This window comes from Kitasatospora sp. NPDC094019 (assembly GCF_044764505.1).
Lineage (GTDB): Bacteria > Actinomycetota > Actinomycetes > Streptomycetales > Streptomycetaceae > Kitasatospora.
Map to the genome: position 1 here is coordinate 172,444 of NZ_JBIWIF010000005.1, position 24,437 is coordinate 196,880.

Consider the following 24,437-nt stretch of genomic DNA (forward strand, 5'->3'; position numbering starts at 1 on the left):
GATCGGCATGAGCGAGACGCGCCGGACCCACCGCACCGACGAGCAGCCGGGGGAGGAGGGTCCGGCGCGGCCGTCGTTCATGAACATCCCCGGCGGCCCGGCGGAGACCCGGCGGCAGCTGATGGTCAAGATCAGCTGGATGCTGCTCTGGATGTTCTACCTGGTCTACCCGGTGCGGGACCTGCTGCACGGCGGCCACTCGCCCGCCGCGGCCCTGCTCGGCTGGCTCTCGCTGGCGGCGTTCGTCTGCGGCTACGTCGCTCTGGTCGTCCTCCGCTCGATGGCGGGCATGCGGCCCCGGCTGTGCCGGGCCGTCGTGGCGGGGATGGTGCTGCTCGCGATCGTCTGCACCTTCGGCCTCGGCACCGCCTTCCTGACGCTGTTCACCTACGCCTCGGTGGCCGTCGCGATCATCGCCCCGGTCCGGTTCGCGCTGGCCTCGGTGGCGGGAATGGCCGGGCTCGCCGTCCTGGTCGGGCTGGCCGCGCACGCCGAGAGCGGCGACATCCCGACCATCGCCCTGACCGCCTTCCTCTCCGGCGTCGCGATGACCGGTCTGCAGCGGCTCGTCGCCACCATGAAGGAGCTGCGCGAGGCCCGGGCCGCGGTCGCGCACCTGGCCGCCTCGGAGGAGCGGCTGCGGCTCGCCCGCGATCTGCACGACCTGCTCGGGCACTCGCTGTCGCTGATCACCCTGAAGAGCGAGCTGGCCGGGCGGTTCATGGACGCGGGCAAGGACGAGGCGGCGCGGGCGCAGGTCGCCGACATCGAGAACGTCGCCCGGCAGTCGCTGATCGACGTCCGGGAGGCGGTCACCGGCTTCCGCCGGCCCACCCTGCCGGTCGAGCTGGCCGCCGCCCGCACCGCGCTGGCCGCCGCCCAGGTCGGTCTGGAGGCGGCGCCGGAGCTGCTCGACGCCTGGCCCGGGCTGGCCGCGGAGGAGGCCGGGGCGCTCGCCTGGGCACTGCGCGAGGCGGTCACCAACATCGTCCGGCACGGCGAGGGCGCCACCGTCTGCACCGTGCGCTCCGACGAGGTGTGGGAGGGAGGCGGCGAGCGCTACGCCGTGCTGGAGATCACCGACGACGGGCGCGGCCCGGGCAAGGCCCAGCCCGGCAACGGCCTGTCGGGGCTGGACGAGCGGCTCGCCCTGGTCGGCGGCCGGCTGGAGACCGGGCCGGGCGAGCGGGGCCGGGGCTTCCGGCTGCGCGCCCTGGTGCCGTTGCGGACGGCCTCCGTCCCGGCCCCCTAGCCGACTGGTCCGGGCGGCCGAACCGCGTCCCCCGGGTGTGTCGGCGCGCGGGCGCCCGCCGGTGCCGGCGGGCAGCATGACAGGCATGCCCAAGCCGGTCCTGGCGGTCCTCGCCGTCCTGTTCCTCTCCCTGCTGCTCTGCGCCGCGTTCACCGGGGCGGCCGCCCCGGCCCCGGGGCCGGCGCCGGCCGGCCTCCGGACCGCGCCTCCCGGCCACCCCCGCTGACCTCCCTCCCCCGCCGGGGCGGGGACGCCGTAGGGTCGGGCGGCATGAGTGACAATCAGGACGACCGGCCCTCGGTGCGGGTGCTGTTGGCGGAGGACCAGGGGATGGTCCGGGAGGCGCTGGCCGCGCTGCTCGGGCTGGAGGGGGACATCGACGTCGTCGCCCAGGTCGGTCGCGGGGACGAGGTGGTGGACGCGGCCGTGGCGCACGACGTGCAGGTCGCGGTGCTGGACATCGAGATGCCGGGGATGACCGGGATCGAGGCGGCGGCACTGCTGCGCCGGCAGCGGCCGCAGACCAAGGTGGTGATCGCGACGACCTTCGGTCGCCCCGGCTACCTGCGGCGGGCGATGGAGGCCGGCGCGGACGCCTTCCTGGTGAAGGACGCGCCCGCCGCCGAGCTGGCCGAGGCGATCCGCCGGGTGCTGCGCGGCGAGCGGGTGATCGACCCGGTCCTGGCCGCGGCGGCGCTCGCCGAGGGGGCGAACCCGCTGACCGCCCGGGAGCGGGACGTGCTGGCGGCCGCGGCGGACGGCGCGGTGAACGCGGACATCGCCGGGCGGCTGCACCTGTCCGAGGGCACGGTGCGCAACTACCTCTCGATGGCGATCCAGAAGACCGAGGCCCGCAACCGCGCCGAGGCGGTCCGGATCGCCCGGGAGAAGGGCTGGTTGTAGTCCGCTCCGGCTCAGTTGAGCCGGTGGCGGGCGGCGCGGGCCTCCTGGCGGACCTTGGCGGCGGAGTCAGGGTCGAAGGCGTCCAGGATCGCGGCGTACTCGTCCATCTCCCCGGCCCCGCCCAGGAAGTCGCCGGTGCGCACCAGCAGTTCGGCGCGTTCCAGCCGGAGCTGGGCGGGGTGGCGGGGGAGCAGCAGGGCGAGTTCGGTGGCCCAGAGCTGGGTGCGGGCGTGCTCGGGGCGGTCGGCGGCCCAGACCCGGATGTTGCCGAGCACCCGCAGCACGGTGTCCAGCGGCTGGGCGGGGGTGAGCAGTTCGGGCGTGAACTCGTGCCCGGCGGCGCGCACCAGCTCGGCCGCACCGTCGAGGTCGAGCAGCCGGCCGCCGTGGAAGGGGTCGGCCAGCACGTAGTCCTCGCCGCCGGCGGGCCCGCCGACCGCGACCACGAAGTGGCCGGGCAGGGCGATCCCGTGCACGGTGAGCCCGGCCCTGCGGGCGACCGCCCACCAGACCAGCGCCAGCATGATCGGCAGTCCGCGCCGCCGCCGCAGCACCTCCGGCAGCAGCGAGGACTCCAGCCGCCGGTAGTCGGACTTCCGTCCGTGGAACCGCTCGCGCCCGCCGAGGACGGCGGCCAGCAGCGCCGCGGTCTCCTCCGGCCCGGCCGGGGCGCGTTCGGCGACGGCGCGCCGCACGGCGGCCGCGTGCCGCTCCAGCGCGGCCTCGCAGGCGGCCAGCAGGGCGTCGAGCGCGGGCGGGCCGTCGAGGCCGTCCGGGTCCGACGGGTCGGGGGCCGGGGTGTGTTCGGCGGCCGCGAGCAGGCAGAGCAGCACCGGATCGGGGTGCTCGGCCCGGGCCTCGGTCCGGAAGCGTGCTCTGCTCTGCTCGGTCACGGCGGTGGCGGCGGCTTTCGTACGGACGGGCGGGAAGGGGAAGCGCGGGGGAGCGGCCGGGACTCCTACCCCTGCGGCAGGAGTGCGTACTGGTAAGTGTGACTGGTCGTGAAGCCCAGACCGTCATGGAGCGCGACCGCCCCGGTGTTCCCGGGTTCCACCCGCAGATAGCCGCCGCTCGCGCCCTCCTCGGCGGCCCGGGCCGCGAGTACCGCCAGGACCGCGGTGCCGAGCCCGGTCCGGCGCGCGGCCGGTGCGACCTCGACCGCGCCGAAGCCCGCCCACGGGCCGTCGATGACGCAGCGTCCGGTCGCGAGCGGGGGCCGGCCGGGAGCGTCGCCGGGCACGGTGGCGAACCACACCGACGGCCCCTCGGGGACGGCCGGCGGAGCGGCCCGCTCGACCGCGGTCCCGTCGTCGGCCCGCCGGTCCGGTGTCGGCCGGGCCGCTCCGGCCGTCCGGGAGAGCCGGACCTCGCGGAGGGCGGCGGGCGCCCCGGCCCGGGCGATCCCGGCCAGCGGCGCGACCTGGAACAGGACCGGCGTGCACGTGGCGCCCAGGCGGTCCAGCTCGGCCCGCAGTTCCTCCGGCGCGACCGGGAGGCCGAGTTCCAGCCGGGCCGGCAGCCCCCGCGCCGCGTACCAGGCGCGGACCGCCGCGAGCGCCGCGGCCGGTGGCCGGCCGGGATCGCCGAGCGCCAGGACCGAGCCCGGGCACCCGGCGGAGCCGGCCGGGGCGCGCAGGGTCCACTCGCCCAGCGGCTCCCGTTCGGCGTCGGGCCGGCCCCGGTCGGCGATCCGCCGGAGCTCCTCGGGGCCGGCCGGCGGCAGCGGCGCGCGCCGGGCGGGGAAGAGCGGCACCGGCTTTCCCGCGACCAGCAGCCGCTCGTCGAAGGTCACCGGTCCGCCGCTCCGCGGCTCCACGGTCAGGCCCTCGTCGCCCCAGGAGAGGAGCACACCGATCACGTCCCGGAACACTGGCCGGTTGTTGTCGGTGAAGCCGGCGAGCCTTCGTACGGAGACTCTCCGGCCCACGTCGGAGCGGTCCAGCCGGACCTCCGGACGGTCCTGAACCGGCCCTTCGACGGCCATCTGGGCACCTCCTGTGCATTTGCGGTCTCCGACCCGCGATACTAGGGGCGGGCATCGACGACACCGCGCTCACCCGCGCACGCGAGAAAACAGAATGGGCCGCCGAGCCCTTCCGAGGAGGAACGACAGCGTGACCTACGTCATCGCGCAGCCTTGTGTCGACGTCAAGGACAAGGCATGCATCGAAGAGTGCCCGGTTGACTGCATCTACGAGGGCGAGCGATCGCTCTACATCCACCCGGATGAGTGTGTCGACTGTGGTGCGTGCGAGCCGGTCTGCCCGGTCGAGGCGATCTTCTACGAGGACGACACTCCGGAGGAGTGGAAGGACTACTACAAGGCGAACGTCGAGTTCTTCGACGACCTCGGTTCGCCCGGCGGTGCCTCGAAGCTCGGTCTGATCGAGCGCGACCACCCGTTCATCGCCGCTCTGCCGCCGCAGAACGCCGACCACTGATCGGTGGCAATTCAGCTGTGACTACCAAGAACAGCACGCACGCGCCGTTCCCGGGCCACCCGGGGGCGGCGCGCCGCGTTTCCGACCTCCTGCCGGTGTTCCCCTGGGACAAGCTGGAGCCCTACAAGGCCACCGCGCTCGCCCACCCGGGCGGACTCTGCGACTTCTCCGTGGGCACCCCGGTGGACCCGGTCCCCGAGGTGATCCAGAAGGCGCTCGCCGCCGCCACGGACACCCCCGGCTACCCGACCGTCTGGGGCCCGCAGGAGTTGCGCGAGGCCGTCGCCGACTGGCTGCGACGCCGGCTCGGCGCGGAGATCGGCCCGCGGGCCGTCCTGCCGACCGTCGGCTCCAAGGAGCTGGTGGCCTGGCTGCCGACCCAGCTCGGCCTCGGCCCCGGCGACCAGGTCGCCTACCCGCGCCTGGCCTACCCGACGTACGAGGTGGGCGCCCGGCTGTGCGGCGCCGAGCCGGTCGAGTACGACTCGGTGGACGAGCTGGACGGCTCCCGGGTGCGGCTGCTGTGGGTCAACTCGCCGTCCAACCCGACCGGGCGGGTGCTCGGCGCCGAGGAGCTGCGCCGCACGGTGGCGTGGGCGCGCGAGCACCGGGCCCTGCTGGTCAGCGACGAGTGCTACTTCGAACTGGGCTGGGAGGCCGAGCCGGTCTCGGTGCTGCGCCCGGACGTCTGCGGGGACGGCCACGAGGGCCTGCTCGCGGTGCACTCGCTGTCCAAGCGCTCCAACCTGGCCGGCTACCGTGCCTCCTTCGTGGCGGGCGACCCGGTGGTGGTCAAGGAGCTGCTGGAGGTGCGCAAGCACGGCGGCATGATCGTGCCGGCCCCGGTGCAGGCCGCGACGGTGGCCGCGCTCGGGGACGACGCGCACGTGGTCGAGCAGCGGGAGCGCTACGCGGCCCGGCGGGCTGCGCTGCGGGCGGCGCTGGAGGCGTACGGCTTCCGGATCGAGCACTCGGAGGCGAGCCTCTACCTGTGGGCGACCCAGGACCGGCCGTGCTGGGAAACCGTCGCCGAACTCGCTGGGCTGGGCATCCTGGTGGCGCCCGGCGACTTCTACGGTCCGGCCGGCGACCGGTTCGTCCGGGTCGCGTTCACCGCGACCGACGAGCGGGTCGCGGCGGCGGTGGAGCGGCTGAACGCGGCGCGCTGACCGCGTCCGGGAGCCCGAAGGGGCCGGTGTTCCGAGGAGGAACACCGGCCCCTTCGCCGTCGCCGGACCGGGATCCCGTCGGACGGGGCGCGGTCGGGCCGGGGCACGGGAGCCGGGACGGCGACACCACGGGGTCGGACCGGAGGCGGACCGGGGTCGGGACCGGATGCCGACCGGCCGCCGACCGCGAGTCGGGACCGGAAGCCGACTAGAGGCCGACGCCGCCGCCGTTGAGGCCGCCCAGCAGGCCGCCGATCGGGCCGAGCGCGCCGGTGAGACCGCTGAGGCCGTTCAGCGGGCTGTTCGGGCCGAGGTCGGCGCCGCCCAGACGGTTGGCCGAACCGTGCTCGGCCAGGCCGAGCACGTCGGCGCCGGGCAGGCCGGAGGTCAGGCCGCCGGGGACGGCACGGCCGACGGCGCCGAGCGGCAGCGCGTCGGTGACGGCGTTGGTGCTGGGAACGGCCTGGGTCAGCCCGCCGGCGCCCGGGACGGCGTTGGTGACGGCACCGGCCTGGGAGAGCCCGCCGACCGGGTTCGCCCCGCTCTGCGCGCTCCGCTGCGGCGCGGCGGAGCGGCCGGTCACGGCCTCGCCGAGCTTGCCGGCCAGGGTCTTGGCGACCTTCGGGGTGACACCGGAGAGCTGGCCGGTGGTGGCGGCGGTCTGGTCGACCGGGGCGGTCAGCGAGCTGGCCTTCTCGTTCGCCTCGGGGAGCTGCTGGGCGACGATGTTGCCGGTGGCGTCGGCGGTGGCGGGAACGCCCGCGGCGACGGTGGCGGCACCGGTGGTCCCGGCGGCCTGGCCCAGCTCGTGGGTGGTGTGCTGCAGGGTGGAACCCGTGTCGGTGTTGGTCAGCTGGCCCAGCGGGGCGGCCAGGTCGCTCTTCGGCAGCAGGGCGTCCGCGGCGGACGCGGAGCCGGCCGCGACCAGCGGGGTCGCGCCGGCCGCCACGAGCAGCGCGGCCTGGGCGATCCGGCGCGTGAGGGGGTGAGACATGGGGCTCCTCGAAGGGGTCTGGGTCCGTTCCGTCCGCCGGGCGGACGACGGTGTTACCGCTTGAGAAGCCAGAAGGTTTCGGCCCGTGCAAGGAAAACGTCGTACTGACCGTATGACGGTACGACCGCGCGGGGAGCCGCTCCCGGGGCCGGACCGGAGGGTCGGACGCGCCACGGGCCAAGGGGAGTGACGGTTCTGCGCCCCGCCCGGTCCGGCCGGCCGCCCGTCCACCCGCGTTGACGCGAATCACTCGTACGGCGGCAACCCGGACACCAGTGCGTCAGCGGCCCGGAGCCCCCGGCCTCAGCCCTTCGCGGGAGCCGCCAGCGAGACCAGCACCAGCTTGGTCGACGTCCCGGTCGGCTGCGGCTTCCAGCCGTCCTCGGACTTGGCCTTCCGCCAGATCCGGCCGTCGTAGGCGACGGTCTCGATCCCCAGCCGCTGCGCCTGCGCCACCGCCCAGTGCGCCACCGCCCAGCCGTTCTGCCGCTCGGCCTCCGGCCCGGAGTCGGTCGACGCGGTCGGGTCCGGGGTCAGCGAGACGGCGTTCTCCGCGCCCTTGACCGTGGACGTGTAGCCGGCCGCCGGGGTCACCGTCCGGCCGAACTCGCGGCGCACCCGGTCGCTCAGCACCTGCGTCCGGTCCGGGCGGGCGGCCGCGGTCGCGTCGGGGGTCGGCGCGGCCCCGGCGGGGGCCGGCGGGAACTCCTCCGTGTCGGTGTCCGTCGCGGCGAAGTCGCGCACCACGCAGTTCAGCGCCGCCGCCTCCTGGCCGGTCAGCGCGGAGGCCAGCAGGGTCGCCTTGGTCTCGTGCTTGGCGTACGCCTGCGGGTAGCCGCTCTTCTGGACCTGCTGGGCCGCGTCGGTCAGCGGCAGCCGGGTGTAGCCGGGCACCTTCACCAGGCCGTCCAGGAACTTGTTGGTCGCGTAGACCGGGTCCATGATCTGCTGCACGGTGCCCCAGCCCTGCGAGGGCCGCTGCTGGAACAGGCCCACCGAGTCCCGGTCGCCGCCGGCCAGGTTGCGGATCTTGGACTCCTGCATCGCGGTGGCGAGCGAGATGGTCACCGCCCGGTCCGGCAGGCCGCGGGCGTGCGCGACGGCGGCGATGGTCGCGGCGTTGGCGGCCTGCGGGACCTCCAGCGTGCCCTCGCCGGCCGGGGTCTTCACCGAGCAGCCCTCGGGCGTCAGCAGCTTCTGGTCGCGCAGCCAGTACAGCCCCACCGCGACCACGGTCAGGACCAGCAGGACGATCAGCACCGCGCGCACCGGCCTGCGGCGCCGCGGCGGCGCCGCGTCCCCGTCCCCGCCGCCGCTCTTCCGCCTGGCCACCGCCGCCCCTCTCCACCGAGCACTCCGAACCGACACCGTACCCACTCGGACGGGTGTGCGGCGGCGGACGGTTGCCCCCGGATCGCCCCGAAGCCGTAACGGGCCGTCGACGCCCGTGATCCGCCCGGGGTCCCCGCGGGAGCTGTCCTGGCGCCGTCCGGGAGCTGCCCGGGAGCTGCCCGGGACGTGGGACGGGACGTCGGACGGGGCTTCGGACGGGACTACGCTGGGCAACCATGAGCAGCCCGAAGACGCCCCTTGACCTCACCCTCGACGGCGGCGCGCTGACCGCCCAGCTGGTCGACTTCCCCTCCGTCAGCGGCGACGAGCAGGCCCTCGCCGACGCGGTGGAGGACGCCCTGCGGGCCCTCCCGCACCTGACCGTCGACCGCTACGGCAACAACGTCGTCGCCCGCACGGACCTCGGCCGCTCCGAGCGCGTCCTGCTCGCCGGTCACATCGACACCGTGCCGATCGCCGACAACCTGCCGTCCTGGGTCGAGGGCGACCTGCTCTTCGGCTGCGGCACCTCGGACATGAAGTCCGGCGTCGCCGTCCAGCTCCGGCTCGCGGCCACCCTGCCCGAGCCCAACCGGGACCTCACCTTCGTCTTCTACGACTGCGAGGAGGTGGAGGCCCACCGCAACGGCCTCGGCCACCTCGCCCAGGCCCACCCGGACTGGCTGGCCGCCGAGTTCGCGGTGCTCATGGAGCCCAGCGGCGCGGTCGTCGAGGGCGGCTGCCAGGGCACCCTGCGCGCCCAGGTCCGCCTCACCGGCGTCCGGGCCCACTCGGCCCGCAGCTGGCTCGGCGACAACGCCATCCACCACGCCGCCGAGGTACTGCGCCGGCTATCGGAGTACAGCCCGCGCAAGGTCGACATCGACGGCCTGGAGTACCACGAGGGCCTCAACGCGGTCCGGATCGACGGCGGCGTGGCCGGCAACGTGATCCCCGACGAGTGCGTGGTGACGGTCAACTTCCGGTTCGCGCCCGACCGCGACGAGGCCGAGGCCGAGAAGCACGTGCGCGAGGTCTTCGACGGCTTCGAGGTCACCGTCACCGACTTCGCCCCGGGCGCGCTGCCCGGCCTGGACCAGCCGTCCGCCCGGGCGTTCCTGGCCGCCACCGGCGGCACCGCCCGGGCCAAGTTCGGCTGGACCGACGTGGCCCGGTTCAGCGCGCTCGGCGTCCCGGCGGTCAACTACGGCCCGGGCGACCCGAACATGGCGCACAAGCGCGACGAGCACTGCTCGTTGAGCGCGATCGCCGAGACCGAGGACCGGCTGCGCGCCTGGCTGACGGCCTGAACCCGGTGGACGGCCGGACCGGCCCCGCGGTCGGTCCGACCGTCCGACCATCGGTCGAACGCCATCTTCCGGTTGCCCAACCGACCTTCCACCGTTGCCTGAAAAAGGCGAGGCACGGGCGTAGGGTTTCGTCATGACAGGCACTGGAGACGAAAAGCACTACGGCCACGGTCCTGAGCAGGTGGGCGAGCCGCGCCCGAAGAAGGCGTGGCCCGAGAAGCAGAAGGGCCCGGTGCTGGTGCGCCGGGACCAGGTCGGCGAGAGCACCACGGACCAGCGGCTGCTGGACACCACCGGCCCGACCGACTGGCTGCACACCGACCCCTGGCGGGTCCTGCGGATCACCTCGGAATTCGTCGAGGGCTTCGGCGCGCTCGCCGAACTCCCCGCCGCGATCAGTGTCTTCGGCTCCGCGCGGACCCCGGTCGACTCACCCGAGTACGCCGCGGGCGTGGCGATCGGCCGGGCCCTGGTGGAGGCCGGCTACGCGGTGATCACCGGTGGCGGCCCGGGCGCGATGGAGGCGGCCAACCGGGGCGCCTCGGACGCCGGCGGGCTCAGCGTCGGACTCGGCATCGAGCTGCCGTTCGAGCAGGGACTCAACGAGTTCGTCGACCTCGGGCTGAACTTCCGCTACTTCTTCGTCCGCAAGACGATGTTCGTGAAGTACTCGCAGGGCTTCGTCGTCCTGCCCGGCGGCCTCGGCACCCTGGACGAGCTGTTCGAGGCGCTCACCCTGGTGCAGACGAAGAAGGTCACCCGCTTCCCGGTGATCCTCTTCGGCACCGCGTACTGGGGCGGACTGGTCGACTGGCTGCGGAACACCCTGGTCGCCCAGGGCAAGGCCGCCCCGCACGACCTGGAGCTGTTCCACGTGACCGACGAGATCGACGAGGTCATGAAGATCCTCGCCGACGCCCGCCGGCCCGCGAACGAGATCTAGCCCCAGCCGCCCCGAGGACCCGCGAGGGTCCCCCGGAGGCCGCTACGCCAGCCCCCGGCGGGCCACGGCCGGCGGGCGGGTGCCGCGGATCGAGGCGACCATGTCGAGCACCTGCCGGGTCTCCGCCACCTGGTGCACCCGGTACACCTGGGCGCCCAGCCAGGCGGAGACCGCCGTGGTCGCCAGGGTGCCGAGCAGCCGCTCGTCCACCGGCCGGTCCAGCGTCTCGCCGACGAAGTCCTTGTTCGACAGCGACACCAGCACCGGGAACCCGGTCGCCGTCATCTCCGGCAGCCGCCGGGTCGCCTCCAGCGAGTGCCGGGTGTTCTTCCCGAAGTCGTGCCCCGGGTCGATCAGCACCGCGTCCCGCCGCACACCCAGCTCCACCGCCCGCTCGGCCAGCCCGACGGTGACCCGCAGGATGTCCGCCATCACGTCCTGGTAGCCGGCCCGGTGCGGCCGGGTGCGCGGCTCCGCGCCGCCCGCGTGGGTGCAGACCAGTCCCACGTCGTGGCGGGCGGCCACCTCGGCCAGCCGCGGGTCCACCCCGCCCCAGGCGTCGTTCAGCAGGTCGGCGCCGACCTCGCAGACCGCCTCGCCGACCTCGTGCCGCCAGGTGTCCACACTGATCACGGCCCCGGGGTGGCGCTCGCGCAGCTCCGCCACGAACGGCACCGTGCGCCGCAGCTCCTCCTCGACCGTCACCTCGTCACCCGGCCCGGCCTTCACCCCGCCGATGTCGAGGATCGCCGCGCCCTCCGCCATCGCGCGGTCGGCGGCCGCGAACGCGGCCTCGTCGGCGAAGGTCGAGCCCTTGTCGAAGAACGAGTCCGGTGTGCGGTTGACGATCGCCATGATCACAAGCTCGTCGTCGCCGAATTCCCGTGGTCCCAGGCGCAGTGCCACCGATGTCTCCTCCACAGCTGCCGCGAGTGCGATGATGGCCCCCCGGCCCATCGGGACCATGATCCCACTCCTGTCGGGGCCGGCCGGAGAATCGGGAGGACCGCTCGTGTTCTGGGTGATCGTGGTGGCCATGGCCGTAGTGGTCGGCGGCGCCGCCCTGGTGGCGCTGGGCGGCGGCGGTTCGCTGCCCGAGGCCGTGCAGGACCGGATCTCCGCCCGGCTGCCGCAGGACCGCCCGCTGGACCGGGCCGACGTGGAGGCGGTGCGCCTGCCGATGGCCCTGCGCGGCTACCGGATGGACGAGGTGGACGACGTCCTCGACCGGCTGGGCGCCGAACTCGCCCACCGGGACGCGCGGATCGCCGAGCTGGAGGCACTGGCCGCGGTGCGCGGCGCGGTCGAGGCGACCGACCGCCCGGAGCCCGGCGCCGAACCGCTGCCCGGCCTGGAGGAGTTCGCCCTGGTCGCCGAGCCCGCCGTCGCCCTCACCAAGGCCGCCGCGGCCCCCGCGGCCGGCGGCCCCGAGGACGCCGCGCCGGGCGGGGAGCGGTGAGCGCCGGCACCGGTGCCGTCCTGGGGGCGGACGGGCTGCGCCGCTGCGCCTGGGGCGATTCGGCGGACGACTACCGGCTCTACCACGACACCGAGTGGGGCCGCCCGGTGCGCGGCGACGACGCCCTGTTCGAGCGGGTCTGCCTGGAGGCGTTCCAGTCCGGCCTGTCCTGGATCACCATCCTGCGGCGCCGCGAGGGCTTCCGGGCCGCCTTCGCCGGTTTCTCGATCGCCGAGGTCGCCGAGTTCGGCCCCGCCGACGTGGAGCGGCTGCTCGCGGACACCGGCATCATCCGCAACCGGGCCAAGATCGAGGCTTCGATCGCCAACGCCCGGGTCGCCCGCGAGCTCGACGGCGGACTGGACGCGCTGATCTGGGGGTTCGCCGGGGACCCGGACCGGCCGGCGCCCCGCACCACGGACGAGGTGCCGGCCGTCACGCCCGAGTCGACGGCGCTGGCCAAGGCCCTGAAGCGGACCGGCTTCCGCTTCGTCGGCCCGACCACCGCCTACGCGCTGATGCAGGCGTGCGGGCTGGTGGACGACCACCTCGCGGACTGCCACGTCCGCACCGCGCCCGCCGCGGGCCCGGGCCGGGCCTGACGGAGCCCGAAGGGGACCGGAGCGGCCGAACGGGACCGGAGCCGGGGCCGGGGCGCGAGGGCCCCGGCCGGGCCCGTACGGGGGGTCACCGGCCCAGGTAGGCCGGCTTCTCCTTGGCGATGAAGGCGCGGACCGCGATCCGGTGGTCCTCGCTCTCGCCGGCCATGGTCTGCAGCTCGTCCTCCTTGTCGAGCAGTTCGCTCAGCGAGTGCGAGGCGCCGTAGGCCAGGGACTCCTTGATCGCGCCGTAGGCCACCGTCGGGCCCTCGGCCAGTTCCTTGGCGAACGCCCGCGCGGTGGCGGCCAGTTCGGCGGCCGGTACGACCCTGGTGGCCAGGCCCAGCTCCATCGCCTCGGCCGCCTTCACGGTGCGCGGCAGCATCAGCAGCTCGGTCGCCCGGGCGTGGCCGACCAGTCGCGGCAGGGTCCAGGAGGCCCCGGAGTCGGCGGTCAGCGCGATCCCGGCGAACGCGGTGTTGAAGCCCGCGGTGTCCGCCACGATCCGGAAGTCGCAGGCGAAGGCCAGCGAGGCGCCCGCACCGGCCGCCACCCCGCCGACCGCGGCCACCGTCGGCTTGCGCATCCCGGCCAGCGTCCGCAGCAGCGGGTTGTAGTGCTCGGCCACGGTCCGCAGCGCGCCCTCGCCGGTCTCCTCGGCCCGCTTCAGCAGGCCCAGGTGCTCCTTGAGGTCCTGGCCGACGCAGAACGCCCGGTCGCCCGCGCCGGTCAGCAGCACCGCGCGCACGGCCGGGTCCTCGGCGGCGGCGGTCACGGTGTCACGCAGCGCCACCTTGGTCGGGACGTCCAGCGCGTTCATCGCCCCGGGGCGGTTGATCGTGATGACGGCCAGGCCGCCGTCCAGCTCGTACAGCACCGAATCGGACATGGGCGGGAGCTCCCTTGCTCGTGAACGTGGGCTGCCAGGATGCCGGAGCCCCGGGCCGCCTGGGGAGTGTGAGGTATCGCACCTTCCGGCGGCGCGCGGAGCGGCGCCGCGCCGTCGCTTATGCCGGTTATTGGGAGGGAATGCGGCGGTCCGGACGAGGTTGCACCGAGAGTGATGTTGGTCATCAGGCCGTGGCATGCGGGATAATGGCTTCCGATCAATGCGTTCGATACCGGCGGTGGACGGACTGCCGGTGCGTAGCTGAGCGGTTGCAGGAAGGGGAACGAGCATGGCGGCCATGAAGCCGCGGACGGGTGACGGCCCGCTCGAAGTCACCAAAGAGGGGCGGGGCATCATCATGCGCGTTCCGCTCGAAGGCGGCGGACGCCTCGTGGTGGAGCTCACGCCCGACGAGGCCCACGCCCTCGGCGAGGCCCTGAAGAAGGCCTGCGGCTGACCGCAGCAGGTGCTCGCCATCTCCTGGAGATGTGCCGCCGGGCCCGGGTACGACGATCGCGTCGGCCCGGGCCCGGCGCGTTCCGCCCCTCGGCCCGGGCTGCCGCGGCAGCCCGGTGCCTAGCGCTTCACGGCGCAGAGCAGCCCGTCCGAGACCGGCAGCAGGGCGGGCAGCAGGGCGTCGCTCTCCCGGACGTCCCGGACGAGGTCGCGCACCGATCTGGTCCGCGGGTCCTGGACCTCCGGTTCGGCCAGTCGGCCCTCCTGGAACACACCCTCGAAGCAGACCATCCCGCCCGGCCGCAGCAGCCGCAGCGACTCCGCCAGGTACTCCCCGGACTCCGCCGGGTCCCCGTCGCAGAACACCAGGTCGTACTGGCCGTCCGCGAGCCTCGGCAGCACCTCCAGGGCCCGGCCCGGTATGAACCGCGACCGGTTGGCCGCGAATCCGGCGGCCTGGTACGCCTCCTTCGCCAGCTGCTGGCGCACCGGCTCCGAGTCGACGGTGGTGAGCACGCCGTCCGACCGCATCCCGCGCAGCAGGTACACCCCGGACACGCCCGTCCCGGTGCCGATCTCGGCCACCGCCTTGGCTCCCAGCGCGGCGGCCAGCAGTCGCAGACAGGCACCGCCGCTCGGGCCGATCGCCCTGATCCCGGTGCGCGCGGACTGCGCCCGGGCGTAGGTCAGCACCGCGTCCTCGCCGACGAAGGTGTCGGCGAGCGCCGCGCGCGCGGGCCCGAAGTCGCTGATGGCTGCCTCTTTCGGAGCCCCGGGTGGCGGCCCGGCGCCGAGCGGATGTCGATATTTCCTGCCACAGATTACTGGCCGGGCGGGAACCGCGTACGGCGGCGGGCCGTTGCTGGAGCAGGGACCGGGTGAACAGGGCGTCCCGGACACCCCTCGGGAGCCCCCTTCTCCGGGCCGGGCGGTGCCGCGGACACCGGACCCGGTTCCGGACGCGGTCCCGGAGACTTCTTATCCGGGCTTGACGGGCGAGGTGGATATGGTGGTGGCCCTGCTGGGCAGAAGAGCCGACCGAGGAGGTGTGGCCGAGGGCGACGTCTCCGTGCGGCGGCACTCCCGCGGCACCGCGTCGGTCCGTACGCCGAAGCCCGTGATGAACCAGCCTGCGCACTCCACCCTGGACCAGCCGGCCGCCGCGCACCAGGCGCCCGCCGGCACTGCCGAGGCCCCCGCCCTCGCGACCTTCGCCGAGGGCCCCGACGCGCAGACCTGGACTCCCCCCAGCTGGGAGGAGATCGTCGAGGCCCACAGTGCGCGCGTCTACCGCCTCGCCTACCGGCTGACCGGTAACCAGCACGACGCCGAGGACCTCACCCAGGAAGTCTTCGTCCGGGTGTTCCGTTCGCTGTCCACCTACACCCCCGGCACGTTCGAGGGCTGGCTGCACCGGATCACCACCAACCTCTTCCTGGACATGGTCCGCCGCCGCCAGCGGATCCGCTTCGACGCGCTCGGCGACGACGCGGCGGAGCGGCTCGCCTCCCGCGAGCCCAGCCCGGCCCAGCACTTCAGCGACACCCACTTCGACGCCGACGTCCAGCAGGCGCTGGACACCCTGGCGCCGGAGTTCCGTGCCGCGGTGGTGCTCTGCGACATCGAGGGCCTCTCCTACGAGGAGATCGCCGCCACGCTCGGCGTCAAGCTCGGCACCGTCCGCAGCCGCATCCACCGCGGTCGCTCCCACCTGCGCGCCGCGCTCAAGCACCGTGCCCCCGGCTCGGCCCCTGGCCGTGAGCGCCGGGGCGGCGGCGCCGAGGAGCAGCCGGTCCCGGTCGGCGCCACCGCCGGCGAGGCCCCGGCCGCGCCGGGCGGGCGCGGACGGAGGCGATCGTGAGCGGAACCGGCCGGTCCGGGCCGGGCCACCCGGACACCCCCGGTCGTACGGCCTCCCGCCGGGCCGGCTGGCCCGCGCTGGGTCGGCGCGGCCAGGACGGTCCGGCGGCCGACGGGCCCCTGCCGCCGGGCGAGCCGGAGCTGCGCGCCGTCGCCGTCCGGCCGGTCGAGCCGGTCGAGGAGCACCACCTCGGGGAGCGGCTGTCCGCCTTCGTCGACGGCGAACTCGGCCACGACTCGCGCGACCGCGTCCAGGCCCATCTGGCGACCTGTCCGCAGTGCCTCGCCGAGGCCGACGAGGGCCGCGCCGTCAAGCACCTGCTGACCCGCACCGGCACGCCCGGCCCGTCCTCCGGCCTGATGGCCCGGCTGATGGCCGTCGGCGCGCTCCCGGAGGACGAGCCGCAGCCGCGCGCCGACCGGCCGCGCCGGGACGACGACGACTTCCCCGGCGGCGGCGTCGCCGGCACCGGGACCCTCGGCGGCAGCCGACTGAACGGCGGATCCTTCGGCCGGGGCGCCGGCGCCTCCTTCGGCGGCGGCGCGCTCGGGGCCGACACCCCGGTGCCCGGGGTCGACCCGCGGGCCTTCGGCCGGGGCGGCGCCGTGCTGCGCCCGCTGATCGGCCGCCGCTCGGTCCGCCCGGACACCGCGGTCCAGCCGCTGGCCGCGGCCGCGGCCGCGATCACCCCGGTGGTCCGGCCGGTCCCGGCGCGCGGCCGGCGCTTCGTCTTCGCCGCCGCCGGAGCCTTCTCGGTGGCCGCGGTGACGCTCGGCGGGGTCGGCATCGCCGGCCCGGGCGAGGAGCAGCACGGCACCGTGGTCAGCCCGGCCGGCGGCCGGGGCGGCATGGTCCCGATGAACGCCCAGGTGCCGGCGGCGGACCTGCCGATCCGCCCGGTGGCGGTCACCCGGGGCGCGATGCCGCCGCACGAACTCCCCGAGCGCACGCCGAGTTCCGGCGTGGCCGGTCTGCACCACGAGAACGAATAGACCTCACCGGCCCCCGGGGGCCGCGGTCATCGGCGGGTCTTCACCACGGCTTCATCACACCGGGGGTCATGGACCCGCCGATGGCCATTACGCTGTGAGGAGCGTTTGTCCGATCCGCCCGCGACCGTAGGGAGCTTTGGTGTTCAGTGACGTGGGCACACTGGAGGTCCTGACCCTGGCCATCATGGCCATCGTGATCTTCGGTCCGGACAAGCTGCCGAAGCTGATCCAGGACACCATGGGGTTCATCCGGAAGATCCGGTCCTTCGCCGACAGCGCGAAGGAGGACATCCGCACCGAGCTGGGCCCCGACTTCAAGGACTTCGAGTTCGAGGACCTCAACCCGAAGACCTTCGTCCGCAAGCAGCTGATGGGCGGCGAGGAGGACCCGCTGGGCCTCAAGGACATGCGGGAGTCCCTGGACATCCGCTCGGTGCTGGACGACAAGCCGGCCGCCCCGGTGAACGGGCAGGGCCGCAGCGGCAGCGTCTCCTTCGACAAGCCCGCCGCCGCCCCGGCCGCCGCGACCGCCGGCGCCCCCCTCACTCCGGGCGAGCGCCCCCCGTTCGACCCCGACGCGACCTGACGCGCCCGTCCGCCGCCCGGTTCCCGGGTCCTTCGCGCCCCGCCGAACCGCACGGCTGAGCGGGCCCCGGCGTGTGCGCCGCTATTGTGCTGATTGTTCTCGCTGTGCCGTCCGTCACTTCCGGTCCCGTCCGGTCCCGAGTCGGTCGGCGGGGGCGCCGAGGTGCGCCACGATGGGAGCGCACCACGGTAGGCGAACATCGTTGAGGAGGCGCCGGGGATGGACGCGACGAGTCAGGCGGTGGGAACGGCCACGGCCGGCGGACCCATGGTCGGCGGACAGGCCGGCCCGGCGGACCCGCTGGTGCCCTACCTGTCCGCGGACTTCCCCTGGTACGGGCTGGACGACGGCTGGTCCGGCCGCCGCTACCTGCTGCCGAGCGGCTTCGGCGGCCCGCGCTCCGGCGCCCACGGCTCCGTCGACTACGGCAGCCTGGGTCACGGCGAGGAACCGGCCCGCCAGTACGAGCCCCGCGACATGCGCAAGTTCGCGGTCGCCGTCACCGTCGCCCGCCGGGACAGCCGGCGCAGCGCCGACAACACCGGCACCCTGGAGGCGACCTCCGCCGCCTCGGCGGCCTGGCTGGCCGGTTCCGGTCTGCTGGCCGCGACCTGGCCGGGCCAGCTGGACCGGGCGCTGCGCCAGGACTGGCTGGACCAGCAGTCGGCACTCGCCTGGGACCTCGCCGACGACCTGGACGGCCCCGGCTGGTCCACCCTCAGCCTTCCGGTGAACGGCCTGCCGCAGTCCTTCCGCTACCGCGAGTCCGAGTACGGCTGGGTCCTGGCCGGCGAGGCCCCCGGCGTCCTGCTGGGCGCCTACGGCCGGGGCGTCAGCGCCTACGGCGCCGGCTTCGCCACCGTCCCCGACCTGACCGCCTACACCCGCCCGTAGGCGCTGTCCGCGCACACGACAGGGGCCCGCCGGTACGCACCGGCGGGCCCCTGTCGTGGCGTCAGAACTTGTTCCTCGGGGTGAGGCCGAGGGAGAGGCCGGAGAGGCCGCGCTGGCGGCCGCCGAGCTTGCCGGCGACGGCGCGCAGGGCGGTGCCGGCGGGGGAGTCGGGGGCGGCCAGGACGACCGGGCGGCCGTCGTCGCCGCCCTCGCGCAGCCGGACGTCGATCGGGATCGAGCCGAGCACGGGGACGGTGGCGCCGACGGTGCGGGTCAGCGCGTCCGCGACGGTCTGGCCGCCGCCGGTGCCGAAGACGTCGATCATCTCGTCGCAGTGCGGGCAGGGCATGCCGGACATGTTCTCGATCACGCCGACGATCTTCTGGTGGGTCTGCACCGCGATGGTGCCGGCCCGCTCGGCGACCTCGGCGGCGGCCATCTGCGGGGTGGTGACGATCAGGATCTCCGCGTTGGGGACCAGCTGGGCCACCGAGATGGCGATGTCACCTGTGCCGGGCGGCAGGTCCAGCAGCAGGACGTCGAGGTCGCCCCAGTAGACGTCGGCCAGGAACTGCTGGAGCGCGCGGTGCAGCATCGGGCCGCGCCAGACCACCGGGGCGTTGCCCGGGGTGAACATGCCGATCGAGATGACCTTCACGCCGTGCGCCTGCGGCGGCATGATCATGTCCTGGACCTGGGTGGGCCGGCCCTCGACGCCGAGCATCCGGGGCACGCTGTGGCCGTAGATGTCGGCGTCCACCACGGCGACCTTCAGGCCGTCGGCGGCCATCGCGGCCGCGAGGTTGACGGTCACCGAGGACTTGCCGACGCCGCCCTTGCCGGAGGCGACGGCGTAGACCCGGGTCAGGGTGCCGGGCTTGGCGAACGGGATCTCGCGCTCGGGGGCGCCGCCGCGCAGCAGCTGGGAGAGCTCCTTGCGCTGCTCGTCGCTCATCACGTCGAGCTCGACCTCGACCCCGGTCACACCGGGGATCCGGCCGACGGCCTCGCGGACCCGGGCGGTGATGGTGTCGCGCATCGGACAGCCGGAGACGGTCAGGTAGACCGCGACCCGTACGGCGCCGCCCTCGCCGATCCCGACCGATTTCACCATGCCGATCTCGGTGATCGGGCGGTTGATCTCCGGGTCGTTGACGGTCGACAGCGCCTGGCGTACGGACTCTTCCGTGACGCCGGCCGCGACCTCTGTCTCGTTGGCCATGACTTGATGGTACGGCGCCGCGCGGGGGCCTCGTCCGGTCGGTGGCGTGCCGCCGGTCACAGCGTCCCGGGGGTCTCCCGGCGGTCGTCGAGTTCCTTGAGCAGCAGGTGGAGTTCGGAGCGGACGCCGCCCAGCTCGGAGGCGATGAAGGCCCGGGTGGCGACCTCGCCGAGGCCCTGGCGCAGGGCCGCGACCTCGCGGGTGAGGTACTCGGTGTCGGCGATGTTGCGGTCGCTGCGGGCCCGGTCCTGCTCCATGTTGACGCGGTCCCGGTTGTCCTGCCGGTTCTGCGCCAGCAGGATCAGCGGCGCCGCGTAGGAAGCCTGGAGCGAGAGCATCAGGGTGAGGAAGATGAAGGGGTAGTCGTCGAACCGGACCACGTCGGGCAGCAGGGTGTTCCAGACGACCCAGAGGATGATCACCACGGTCATCCAGACGATGAACCGTCCGGTGCCGAGGAAGCGGGCGGTCCGTTCGGAGAGCTTGCCGAAAGCCTCCGCGTCGTAGGACGGCAGGCTGATCAGCCCGGGGCGGCCGGTGCGCGGCTGGTCCAGCCGGCTGCGGGCGGACGACCCGCCGGGGGCGGGCTCGGCCCGGCGGTCCCTGGCCCCGCCCTCGCGGGCCCGCAGTTCGCGCAGCTGGCGCAGTTCCCGCAGCTCGCCCTGGAGCCGCTGGCGCGGGGTCTCCTCGCGCCGGCCCTTGCGGTCAGCGTCCACCGGTCACCTCCCTCTCGTCCGGTCCGTCGGCGTGGTCCCCGCCCGGACCGCCGTGCAGCGCGGCCTCCCGCCAGTCCTCCGGCAGCAGGTGGTCGAGCACGTCGTCCACGGTGACGGCGCCGACCAGGTGGTCCGCCTCGTCGACGACCGGCGCGGCGACCATGTTGTACGTCGCCAGGTAGCTGGTGATCAGCGACAGCGGGGTGTCGGGCGGCAGCGGGTCGAGGTCGTCGTCGACCAGCGAGCCGACCAGGGTGTACGGGGGCTCGCGCAGCAGCCGCTGGAAGTGCACGGTGCCCAGGTACTTGCCGGTCGGGGTCTCGTTCGGCGGGCGGCAGACGAAGACCTGCGCGGCCAGCGCCGGCTTGTGGTCGGAGATCCGGACCCGGGCCAGGGCCTCGGCCACGGTGGCGTCCGGCTCCAGCACGATCGGCTCGGTGGTCATCAGGCCGCCGGCGGTGTTCTCCTCGTAGGTCAGCAGGCGGCGGACCGGTTCGGCCTCGTCCGGCTCCATCAGCTGGAGCAGGCGCTCGGCCTCGTCGCCGGGCAGTTCGGAGAGCAGGTCGGCGGCGTCGTCCGGATCCATCGCCTCCAGGACGTCGGCGGCGCGTTCGTCCTTCAGCTTGCCGATGATCTCGACCTGGTCGTCCTCGGGCAGCTCCTCCAGGACGTCGGCGAGCCGTTCGTCGTCGAGCGCGGCGGCGACCTCGGCGCGGCGCTTGGCGGAGAGGTGGTGCATGACGCTGGCGAGGTCGGCGGCGCGCAGCTGGTCGAAGGTGGCGAGCAGGTTGGCGGCGCCCTGGTCCTCCTCGGGCTGGGTGAAGCCGGTGACGTCCTGCCAGTCCAGGGTGAGGGTCTCGCCGCGGGCCTTGCGCAGCCGGCCGACCCGGCCGACCTGGACGAAGACCTTGCCGATCTCCCACTCGCGCAGCCGGGTCTGGGTCATCGCGACGTCCAGCACGGTGACCTCCTGGCCGGTCTTGGTCCAGGTGACGGTGCGGTCGAGCAGCTCGGCGAGGACGAGGGTCTCGGCGGGGCGCTGCTCGAAGCGGCGCATGTTGATCACGCCGGTGGTGATGACCTGGCCGGACTCCAGGCTGGTCACCCGGGTCATCGGCAGGAAGATCCGGCGCCGGGCGACCACCTCGATCAGCAGACCGAGCACCCGGGGGAGGCGGCCGCCGATCCGCAGCGCGACCACGACGTCGCGGACCCGGCCGACCTGGTCGCCGTTCGGGTCGAAGACGGCGATGCCGGACAGGTGGGAGATGAAGACGCGGTTGCCTGGCCCTGCCATGGACTCCGGACTCCCCTCGCCTCGCTCGGCGCGCCTCGTTCGACGCCCGGCCGGGCGCGGCCACGCCCCGCGGCCAAGGCTACTCGGGCATCTCGGCCCGGGCTCGGTGAAAACGGGCGAATCGGGCGACCGGGGGAGTCGGCCGGAGGGGGCGGGGTGCCGGGGAGGGGGCCGCGGTGGCGGCGGGTGTGGCGGCGCGTCAGCCCTTGCGGCGCTTCAGCAGCAGCTTCGGCAGCCCGGCGGGGATCGGCCGACGGGTGGTGGCCGGGGTGGGCATCGGCGCCGCCGTGTGCGGCTCCGCCGGCATCGCCCCAGGCCGTTCGGTGAGCTCGGCGCCCGCGGTCCCGGCCGGCTCCAGCCGCAGCACCCGGCACTCGCGGGCCCAGCGGTCGGTGATGGCGTCGGTGTCCGGCGCGTTCAGCCGCTTGCCCTTCAACTCCTCGACGGCGCCCTGCCAGGGCTCGCTCCCCGGGGCCAGCTCGACCACCCGGGCCGGCCAGCCGGTCAGCCGGCCGCCCTTGTCCTTGCTGCGGACGGTGACGGTCGCGCCCGCCCCGCCGGTGAGCCCGTGCAGCGGCTGCTCGGCGCCGTCGCCGACCACCACCACCGCGCCGTCGTGCCAGGCGTGCCAGAGCGCCCGCCCGTGCTCCTGGCCGTCCGCCCGGACCCAGAGCAGGCCGGACTTCTTCGCGGCCTCCTCCAGCAGGGCCCGGTCGAGGAAGTCGTCGGCGGTCGCGGCTGCGGCAGGCGTACGGTCCATGGCCGACAGCGTACGGCCTGCGCCGAGGGGGTGATGTCTCGCCGTTCGGGCGACAGTTCCATGGAGGCCGCACGGGCCTTACGGTAGGAGCCGCCCGTACCCCGACCGGATCCAGAGGAGCGCCGTGCCCGCCGCCGCCCGGCCCGAGAGCGACGCCGCCGTCCCCGCCGCCGTCACTCCTTCCACCGCCGCTTCCACCGCCGTCGCCGCCTCCGCAGCCGTCCCCGCGCGCCCGCTCCCCAGGACCGACCTGCTGCTGCTGGCCGTCTCCGTGAGCGCCATCTCGCTCTCCGCCCCGCTGATCAGCGCCACCGCCGCGCCCGCCCTGGCGATCGCCTTCTGGCGCAACGTCATGTCGGTCGGCGTGCTCGGCCCCTACGCGCTGCTGCGCCACCGGGCCGAACTGCGCGCCGTCCCCCGGCGCGCGCTGCTGCTGGCCGTCGCGGCCGGGGTGCTGCTCGCGGTCCACTTCGGTCTGTGGATGCCCAGCCTGCGGATGACCTCGGTGGCCTCCGCGACCGCGCTGGTCACCACCACCCCGCTGTGGACGATCGTGCTGATGCGGCTGTTCGGGGTGCGGGCGCCCCGGATGGTGTGGCTCGGCACGGCGACCGCCTTCGCCGGCGTCCTGGTGCTCACCGGCGTCGACCTCTCGCTCTCGCCGCGGGCCCTGGCCGGGGACGCGCTGGCGCTCGCCGCGGGTCTCGCCGCGGCCGGCTACATGCTGCTGGGGGCCGAGGTCCGGCGGACCGTCAGCACCACCGCCTACACCCTGGTCTGCTACGCCACCACGGCGGTCGTGCTGCTCGCGGTCTGCCTGGTCGCCGGGACCCCGCTGTCCGGCTGGTCCGCCGGCGCGTGGTGGCAGATCGTGCTGCTGATGGCCACCGCCCAGCTGCTCGGCCACTCGCTCAGCAACCGGGTGCTGCGCACCCTCGGACCCTCGCTGACCTCCACCGCGATCCTGCTGGAGACCCCGGGGGCCGCGCTGCTCGCCGCGCTCTGGCTGGGCCAGTGGCCGCCGGCCGCCGCCTACCCGGCGGTGGTGCTGATCCTGCTCGGCCTGGTCGTGGTCGCCCGCGCCGACCGGAGGAAGCCGTAGCCGGGGACGGCCGGGGTCGGAGGTGACCCGCGCCGACCGGGGACGGCCGTGACCGGAGGCCGGGCCGCTCCGGCTACAGCCAGCCGTTGCGGCGGAAACCCCGATACATGCCGACGCAGATCAGCACCACGCTGCCGAGCACCATCGGGTAGCCGTAGCGGTGGTGCAGCTCGGGCATGTAGTCGAAGTTCATCCCGTACACACCGGTGATCATGGTGGGCACCGCGAAGATCGCCGCCCAGGCGGTGATCTTGCGCATGTCCTCGTTCTGCGCCACCGAGACCTGCGCCAGATTGGCCTGGAGCAGCGAGTTCAGCAGTTCGTCGAAGCCGTGCACCTGCTCGGTGACCCGGGCCAGGTGGTCCGCGACGTCCCGGAAGTACTTCTGGATCTCCGGGTCGACCAGCCGCTGCAGCGGCTCCGACAGCTGCTGCATCGGCCGCAGCAGCGGCGCCACCGCCCGCTTGAACTCCAGTACCTCGCGCTTGAGCTGGTACACCCGCCCGACGTCCGCGCCCCGGCCGCCCCGGTTGGAGAACACCTCGAACTCGATCTCGTCGACGTCGGTCTGCAACTGGTCCGCGACCAGCATGTAGTTGTCCACGACGTGGTCGGCGATCGCGTGCAGCACCGCCGACGGGCCCTTGCTCAGCAGTCCGGTGCCGTCCGCGTCGGCCTCCAGCCGGTGCCGCAGCTCCTTGAGCGAGCTGTGCCCGCCGTGCCGCACGGTGATCACGAAGTCCCGTCCGGCGAACACCATCAGCTCGCCGGTCTCGACCACCTCGCTGGTCGGGGTCAGCTGGTCGTGGTCGACGTAGCGGATCGTCTTGAAGACGGCGAACAGCACGTCGTCGTACCGCTCGACCTTCGGCCGCTGGTGCGCGTGCACCGCGTCCTCGACCGCCAGCGGGTGCAGCCCGAAGCGCTGGGCGATGCCCTCGAACTCCGCCTCGGTCGGCTCGTGCAGCCCGATCCAGCTGAACGAGCCCTCGCCCTCCGGCAGTTGCTTGGAAGCCTTGACCATCCGCGCCGCGTCGCGCGGGCTGCAGGTCTCGCCGTGCCGGCGGCCGTGCTGGTAGACCGCGCAGTCGACCACGGCCGACGGGGTCTCACCCGGGTGGATGGAGTCGAACAGGCCCGCCGCGGAGCGGCGGCGGTTGGTGCGGACGGCTGCGCGCAGGCTGTTGATCATCGACATGGCAGGCTCCCTGGGGCAGGAACCGCAGCACGACGGCGTGGCGGGAAGCGGCCGCGGTGCGA

The 24,437-nt window shown here is 74.5% G+C and carries 27 protein-coding genes; 15 read left to right on the forward strand and 12 right to left on the reverse strand.

The features are described 5' to 3' along the window. Positions 1 to 7: 7 nt before the first annotated feature. From ACIQ9P_RS13180 to ACIQ9P_RS13190, 3 genes are all read left to right on the forward strand, one after another. Positions 8 to 1,252 (forward strand): sensor histidine kinase, encoded by a 1,245-nt coding sequence (locus ACIQ9P_RS13180; RefSeq protein WP_402354332.1) that lies wholly within the window; start codon positions 8 to 10, stop codon positions 1,250 to 1,252. Positions 1,253 to 1,337: 85 nt separating this feature from the next. Further along, complete coding sequence (locus ACIQ9P_RS13185) at positions 1,338 to 1,478, forward strand: hypothetical protein (RefSeq protein WP_402354335.1); 141 nt, start codon at positions 1,338 to 1,340, stop codon at positions 1,476 to 1,478. A 44-nt stretch (positions 1,479 to 1,522) separates the two neighbouring features. After that, positions 1,523 to 2,155, forward strand: coding sequence for a response regulator (locus ACIQ9P_RS13190; protein WP_402354338.1), 633 nt, complete (start codon positions 1,523 to 1,525; stop codon positions 2,153 to 2,155). A gap of 11 nt (positions 2,156 to 2,166) precedes the next feature. On the opposite strand, the gene ACIQ9P_RS13195 is transcribed toward ACIQ9P_RS13190, so the two are convergent. After that, a complete protein-coding gene (locus ACIQ9P_RS13195; protein WP_402354341.1) occupies positions 2,167 to 3,048 on the reverse strand; it encodes a transglutaminase family protein in 882 nt (293 codons plus the stop codon). Between the two features lie 65 nt (positions 3,049 to 3,113). Further along, on the reverse strand, positions 3,114 to 4,139 hold the full coding sequence (locus ACIQ9P_RS13200; protein ID WP_402354344.1) for a GNAT family N-acetyltransferase: 1,026 nt from the start codon (positions 4,137 to 4,139) through the stop codon (positions 3,114 to 3,116). A gap of 130 nt (positions 4,140 to 4,269) precedes the next feature. On the opposite strand from ACIQ9P_RS13200, the gene fdxA reads away from it, so the two are divergent. Both fdxA and dapC read left to right on the forward strand, forming a co-directional pair. Then, the gene (gene fdxA / locus ACIQ9P_RS13205; RefSeq protein WP_030061559.1) at positions 4,270 to 4,596 is read left to right on the forward strand and encodes a ferredoxin; all 327 of its coding nucleotides are present in this window, start codon (positions 4,270 to 4,272) and stop codon (positions 4,594 to 4,596) included. A gap of 17 nt (positions 4,597 to 4,613) precedes the next feature. After that, positions 4,614 to 5,765 (forward strand): succinyldiaminopimelate transaminase, encoded by a 1,152-nt coding sequence (gene dapC, locus ACIQ9P_RS13210; RefSeq protein WP_402354347.1) that lies wholly within the window; start codon positions 4,614 to 4,616, stop codon positions 5,763 to 5,765. Positions 5,766 to 5,973: 208 nt separating this feature from the next. On the opposite strand, the gene ACIQ9P_RS13215 is transcribed toward dapC, so the two are convergent. Together ACIQ9P_RS13215 and ACIQ9P_RS13220 are read right to left on the reverse strand one after the other, a co-directional pair. Beyond that, on the reverse strand, positions 5,974 to 6,759 hold the full coding sequence (locus ACIQ9P_RS13215) for a hypothetical protein (protein WP_402354350.1): 786 nt from the start codon (positions 6,757 to 6,759) through the stop codon (positions 5,974 to 5,976). A 303-nt stretch (positions 6,760 to 7,062) separates the two neighbouring features. Next, positions 7,063 to 8,091: a hypothetical protein gene (locus tag ACIQ9P_RS13220; protein WP_402354353.1), complete on the reverse strand. Its 1,029-nt coding sequence runs from the start codon at positions 8,089 to 8,091 to the stop codon at positions 7,063 to 7,065. A gap of 236 nt (positions 8,092 to 8,327) precedes the next feature. Between ACIQ9P_RS13220 and dapE the strand changes: the two genes are divergently transcribed. Both dapE and ACIQ9P_RS13230 read left to right on the forward strand, forming a co-directional pair. Further along, entirely contained in the window at positions 8,328 to 9,401 is a 1,074-nt protein-coding gene (dapE, locus tag ACIQ9P_RS13225; protein ID WP_402354356.1) for a succinyl-diaminopimelate desuccinylase, read from the forward strand. Positions 9,402 to 9,534: 133 nt separating this feature from the next. Next, the gene (locus ACIQ9P_RS13230; RefSeq protein ID WP_402354359.1) at positions 9,535 to 10,344 is read left to right on the forward strand and encodes a TIGR00730 family Rossman fold protein; all 810 of its coding nucleotides are present in this window, start codon (positions 9,535 to 9,537) and stop codon (positions 10,342 to 10,344) included. Positions 10,345 to 10,386: 42 nt separating this feature from the next. On the opposite strand, the gene folP is transcribed toward ACIQ9P_RS13230, so the two are convergent. Further along, positions 10,387 to 11,301 carry a dihydropteroate synthase gene (gene folP, locus ACIQ9P_RS13235; RefSeq protein ID WP_402354946.1) on the reverse strand — a complete coding sequence of 305 codons (915 nt, stop codon included), beginning with the start codon at positions 11,299 to 11,301 and terminating at the stop codon, positions 10,387 to 10,389. Between the two features lie 55 nt (positions 11,302 to 11,356). Between folP and ACIQ9P_RS13240 the strand changes: the two genes are divergently transcribed. After that, positions 11,357 to 11,803 (forward strand): DivIVA domain-containing protein, encoded by a 447-nt coding sequence (locus ACIQ9P_RS13240; RefSeq protein ID WP_402354362.1) that lies wholly within the window; start codon positions 11,357 to 11,359, stop codon positions 11,801 to 11,803. Beyond that, positions 11,800 to 12,405, forward strand: coding sequence for a DNA-3-methyladenine glycosylase I (locus ACIQ9P_RS13245; protein ID WP_402354365.1), 606 nt, complete (start codon positions 11,800 to 11,802; stop codon positions 12,403 to 12,405). The genes ACIQ9P_RS13240 and ACIQ9P_RS13245 overlap by 4 nt, the downstream gene beginning before the upstream one ends. Positions 12,406 to 12,490: 85 nt before the next feature. Here ACIQ9P_RS13245 and ACIQ9P_RS13250 read toward each other — a convergent pair whose 3' ends face one another. Further along, on the reverse strand, positions 12,491 to 13,291 hold the full coding sequence (locus ACIQ9P_RS13250) for an enoyl-CoA hydratase-related protein (RefSeq protein WP_402354370.1): 801 nt from the start codon (positions 13,289 to 13,291) through the stop codon (positions 12,491 to 12,493). Between the two features lie 289 nt (positions 13,292 to 13,580). Here ACIQ9P_RS13250 and ACIQ9P_RS13255 point away from each other — a divergent pair, with 289 nt between their 5' ends. Beyond that, complete coding sequence (locus ACIQ9P_RS13255) at positions 13,581 to 13,748, forward strand: DUF3117 domain-containing protein (protein WP_078880497.1); 168 nt, start codon at positions 13,581 to 13,583, stop codon at positions 13,746 to 13,748. 119 nt (positions 13,749 to 13,867) lie between these two features. Here the strand turns inward: ACIQ9P_RS13255 and ACIQ9P_RS13260 are convergent, their stop codons facing one another. Continuing rightward, complete coding sequence (locus ACIQ9P_RS13260) at positions 13,868 to 14,500, reverse strand: O-methyltransferase (protein ID WP_402354948.1); 633 nt, start codon at positions 14,498 to 14,500, stop codon at positions 13,868 to 13,870. A gap of 367 nt (positions 14,501 to 14,867) precedes the next feature. On the opposite strand from ACIQ9P_RS13260, the gene sigE reads away from it, so the two are divergent. From sigE to ACIQ9P_RS13280, 4 genes are all read left to right on the forward strand, one after another. After that, entirely contained in the window at positions 14,868 to 15,608 is a 741-nt protein-coding gene (sigE, locus tag ACIQ9P_RS13265) for an RNA polymerase sigma factor SigE (protein WP_402354950.1), read from the forward strand. Continuing rightward, entirely contained in the window at positions 15,605 to 16,600 is a 996-nt protein-coding gene (locus ACIQ9P_RS13270) for a zf-HC2 domain-containing protein (RefSeq protein WP_402354373.1), read from the forward strand. The genes sigE and ACIQ9P_RS13270 overlap by 4 nt, the downstream gene beginning before the upstream one ends. 139 nt (positions 16,601 to 16,739) lie before the next feature. Next, positions 16,740 to 17,186, forward strand: coding sequence for a sec-independent translocase (locus tag ACIQ9P_RS13275; RefSeq protein WP_402354376.1), 447 nt, complete (start codon positions 16,740 to 16,742; stop codon positions 17,184 to 17,186). A 219-nt stretch (positions 17,187 to 17,405) separates the two neighbouring features. Then, on the forward strand, positions 17,406 to 18,080 hold the full coding sequence (locus tag ACIQ9P_RS13280; RefSeq protein WP_402354379.1) for a hypothetical protein: 675 nt from the start codon (positions 17,406 to 17,408) through the stop codon (positions 18,078 to 18,080). A gap of 61 nt (positions 18,081 to 18,141) precedes the next feature. Here ACIQ9P_RS13280 and ACIQ9P_RS13285 read toward each other — a convergent pair whose 3' ends face one another. The 4 genes from ACIQ9P_RS13285 to ACIQ9P_RS13300 form a co-directional block, all read right to left on the reverse strand. After that, entirely contained in the window at positions 18,142 to 19,302 is a 1,161-nt protein-coding gene (locus tag ACIQ9P_RS13285) for an Mrp/NBP35 family ATP-binding protein (protein WP_402354382.1), read from the reverse strand. A 56-nt stretch (positions 19,303 to 19,358) separates the two neighbouring features. Further along, positions 19,359 to 19,931 (reverse strand): DUF1003 domain-containing protein, encoded by a 573-nt coding sequence (locus ACIQ9P_RS13290; RefSeq protein WP_402354952.1) that lies wholly within the window; start codon positions 19,929 to 19,931, stop codon positions 19,359 to 19,361. A 76-nt stretch (positions 19,932 to 20,007) separates the two neighbouring features. Beyond that, complete coding sequence (locus ACIQ9P_RS13295) at positions 20,008 to 21,315, reverse strand: magnesium transporter MgtE N-terminal domain-containing protein (RefSeq protein ID WP_402354385.1); 1,308 nt, start codon at positions 21,313 to 21,315, stop codon at positions 20,008 to 20,010. Positions 21,316 to 21,514: 199 nt separating this feature from the next. After that, entirely contained in the window at positions 21,515 to 22,075 is a 561-nt protein-coding gene (locus tag ACIQ9P_RS13300) for a hypothetical protein (RefSeq protein ID WP_402354388.1), read from the reverse strand. A 124-nt stretch (positions 22,076 to 22,199) separates the two neighbouring features. On the opposite strand from ACIQ9P_RS13300, the gene ACIQ9P_RS13305 reads away from it, so the two are divergent. Further along, positions 22,200 to 23,177 carry a DMT family transporter gene (locus tag ACIQ9P_RS13305; protein WP_402354391.1) on the forward strand — a complete coding sequence of 326 codons (978 nt, stop codon included), beginning with the start codon at positions 22,200 to 22,202 and terminating at the stop codon, positions 23,175 to 23,177. A 73-nt stretch (positions 23,178 to 23,250) separates the two neighbouring features. On the opposite strand, the gene corA is transcribed toward ACIQ9P_RS13305, so the two are convergent. Continuing rightward, the gene (gene corA, locus ACIQ9P_RS13310; protein WP_402354394.1) at positions 23,251 to 24,375 is read right to left on the reverse strand and encodes a magnesium/cobalt transporter CorA; all 1,125 of its coding nucleotides are present in this window, start codon (positions 24,373 to 24,375) and stop codon (positions 23,251 to 23,253) included. Between the last annotated feature and the right edge of the window lie 62 nt (positions 24,376 to 24,437).